Raw genomic sequence first — 2,322 nt, 5'->3', positions numbered from 1 at the left:
AGAGCGTATCTTGTCAATTATTTTGGAGATAAAAAATGGCTTTAACCACAACCAAAATCCGCCGTGAGCTTGCCAAGATGGTGCTAAGTACCAGCCATGCTTGCACCGTGCGAAACGATGCCATCAAAAATCTGACGAGCTATGAAAAGAGTCAAAATGGCGATGTCCGCCTAGAAATGCTATTCGCTGTATATGGTCAGCTGTCGTGGCTGTCCCACCATGTGCGAATGATCAATGATAGGCAGGTGCTGCCTAGCGAGAGAGTGTTTTTGGCAGATGCTTTGACATTCATTTTTAAAACTTATGAAAAGCAGCGGAGCGTGTGATGTCAGACAATTTGTCATTTTGTGCCACACCGCTCGCCGCTCGTCGCAAGCGATGGGATTTTGGTACACATTGCTTTTATGCCAGACGCCTGCTGGCAAAGCACCCAGATGGGATAACCATCAGACAGGCACAAGCATCATTAGCCCTATCTTATGCCACCGCCAAAAATGTACTGATGGCGGTGGGTGTGGAGAGAGATGGGAAGTTTTATCAACAAGATTAACCCTAACCACTCGGAGGAAAATCATGAGTGAATTTAAATCAACCGACGCCTGTGAATTTCTCACAGATTTGACAGGCGGAGCGTTTGCCGATCAGATCGGCATGGCAATCAGCGATGTATGCAGTCAAGTGATTGCCACGGGCAAAAAAGGACAGGTTAAACTGACCTTTGACATTACGCAACTTGGCGAAAAAGGCATGGGTCAGGTTTCGGTCAAGCACAAGCTCGACTACACCGCCCCTGAGACCTTTGGCACACGAAAAGAAGACTATGTGCGTGAAACGCCGATGTACTGCGGTCGAAACGGCACGGTAAGTCTATTCCCTGCTGACGAAGTTCAGCTATTTTCAACACCAAAAGAGGTATCTGTATGACAAACATTTTTGAAAAACACGAATCTGACCTTGCGGTCGTTGCTGACCTAGCACGCCCAGACATCTTAAAATTTGGCGACAATGGCATTGCTTACAACGGCAACATTAGGCTTGGCGATATTGACAGTTTTCTTGACGCTCGCACTCGTAAGCGTGGCACATTTAGCACTGATGACCTAACTTCATTCAGTGAATTTGTTGAAGTAAATGGCACAGCGGCAAATACCAAGATTTTCATTGACAAATCAGCGATGGAAGCAGTGGCGGTACTAAACTTTGGCGATGACAATTATCCGATGGGACATTGTGATTTTTGCGCGGTTTTGACCGCTAATCCCACCAAAGTGTATGAAAAAATCACTGATTTGCATAATTATGGGCGTGTCAGCCAAAAAGATTTTGCGGTATTCTTGGAAGATTGGGGCGGTCAGTTTGTCGCTTTGGACGAAAACGGCGAAGAGATTGCCATGAAAAAAGCCATCGCTGTTATCCGAGACATGAAGATTGATGAGCTTGCCGAAAGCACGAGCCAAGTCGGTAATTTTAGAGAGTCTCGCTCACGGCTTGAAACGGTGGCGGTCAAATCGCAAGCAGGGCTACTGCCAGCGTACTTTGAAATCAAAAACACGCTGTATGAGACCCTAAGCGAACCAAAAACTGTCAGACTTAGATTGTCCATCAATACCGCCAATGGCAAGCCCGAATTCACCCTATCTATCGTGGGTTATGAGCTTTTGACCGAAGAGTTGGCAAATGACTTTTTGCAAGCGGTCAAAGATAAGCTTGATTCTGAATTTTGCTTGTTCTTTGGTAAATTTCAAGGTTAATTTTGGAAAAAGCATACAGCCACGAGGTTTGTGGCTGTATGTGGATGGCAGAATAAATGAAAACTAAATCCAGAAAACACAAAATCGCTAAAAAGCGTGAGCAAGGCAGGCGAAATTACCAAAAAAAGCTCGACCACGAACGCAAACTACAAGATAAGCTTGGGATGGAGGTGTTCGGTTATTGGCAATTCCCCATCTATGGCGAGAGTGCCGAAGAGGTATTTGCCCGCAGTCGGTTCTTTGGTGATTGGCGACCACAGAGGGTTGCAGTTGATGATGAGCGGTTGTTCTTTATTGAGGTGGTCATCAAAGATGATGTGCATGGTCGCACTTATGTGACGGATATGCAGGTCGGACCTTGTGGATTTGGTGAAATTTATGGGGCGGTGCTGGATAGTATGGATGAAATTTACGCTGAAAATCCAGAGCTTACGCCGAACGGCTACACCAGCTACGCACGAGTAAGGACTTGATATGATGTATGTACACACAGGACTGTACGAACTGCCGATATTGATGACGGTGCGATACAGACCACTTAATTATTATGAATTTTGTTTGTTGTGGGCGT

5 protein-coding genes are annotated in these 2,322 nt (G+C 45.7%); all 5 read left to right on the top strand.

The window, feature by feature from the left end; all coding sequences use genetic code 11:
• Positions 1-35 precede the first annotated feature (35 nt).
• The 5 genes from ACERC6_RS10190 to ACERC6_RS10170 are packed head-to-tail and all read left to right on the top strand — an operon-like array spanning position 36 to position 2,224.
• On the top strand, positions 36-326 hold the full coding sequence (locus ACERC6_RS10190) for a hypothetical protein (protein ID WP_373628943.1): 291 nt from the start codon (positions 36-38) through the stop codon (positions 324-326).
• Positions 326-550, top strand: coding sequence for a hypothetical protein (locus ACERC6_RS10185; RefSeq protein WP_373628942.1), 225 nt, complete (start codon positions 326-328; stop codon positions 548-550). Before ACERC6_RS10190 ends, ACERC6_RS10185 begins: the two co-directional genes overlap by 1 nt.
• Positions 551-573: 23 nt before the next feature.
• Positions 574-924, top strand: coding sequence for a hypothetical protein (locus tag ACERC6_RS10180; protein WP_373628941.1), 351 nt, complete (start codon positions 574-576; stop codon positions 922-924).
• Entirely contained in the window at positions 921-1,751 is an 831-nt protein-coding gene (locus ACERC6_RS10175) for a DUF2303 family protein (RefSeq protein WP_373628940.1), read from the top strand. The genes ACERC6_RS10180 and ACERC6_RS10175 overlap by 4 nt, the downstream gene beginning before the upstream one ends.
• Before the next feature lie 56 nt (positions 1,752-1,807).
• Positions 1,808-2,224, top strand: a complete 417-nt coding sequence (locus tag ACERC6_RS10170) for a hypothetical protein (protein WP_373628939.1) — start codon at positions 1,808-1,810, stop codon at positions 2,222-2,224.
• Positions 2,225-2,322: the final 98 nt, after the last annotated feature.

This window comes from Moraxella sp. E33BD, assembly GCF_041807865.1.
GTDB lineage: Bacteria > Pseudomonadota > Gammaproteobacteria > Pseudomonadales > Moraxellaceae > Moraxella > Moraxella haemolytica.
This window is presented reverse-complemented; position numbering and strand designations above follow the sequence as displayed.

What these genes read in the sequence shown, in the direction of transcription:
- ACERC6_RS10180 (WP_373628941.1), top strand. Translation starts at nt 574, where the DNA reads ATGAGTGAATTTAAATCAACCGACGCCTGTGAATTTCTCACAGATTTG.
- ACERC6_RS10190 (WP_373628943.1), top strand. Translation starts at nt 36, where the DNA reads ATGGCTTTAACCACAACCAAAATCCGCCGTGAGCTTGCCAAGATGGTG.
- ACERC6_RS10170 (WP_373628939.1), top strand. Translation starts at nt 1,808, where the DNA reads ATGAAAACTAAATCCAGAAAACACAAAATCGCTAAAAAGCGTGAGCAA.
- ACERC6_RS10175 (WP_373628940.1), top strand. Translation starts at nt 921, where the DNA reads ATGACAAACATTTTTGAAAAACACGAATCTGACCTTGCGGTCGTTGCT.
- ACERC6_RS10185 (WP_373628942.1), top strand. Translation starts at nt 326, where the DNA reads ATGTCAGACAATTTGTCATTTTGTGCCACACCGCTCGCCGCTCGTCGC.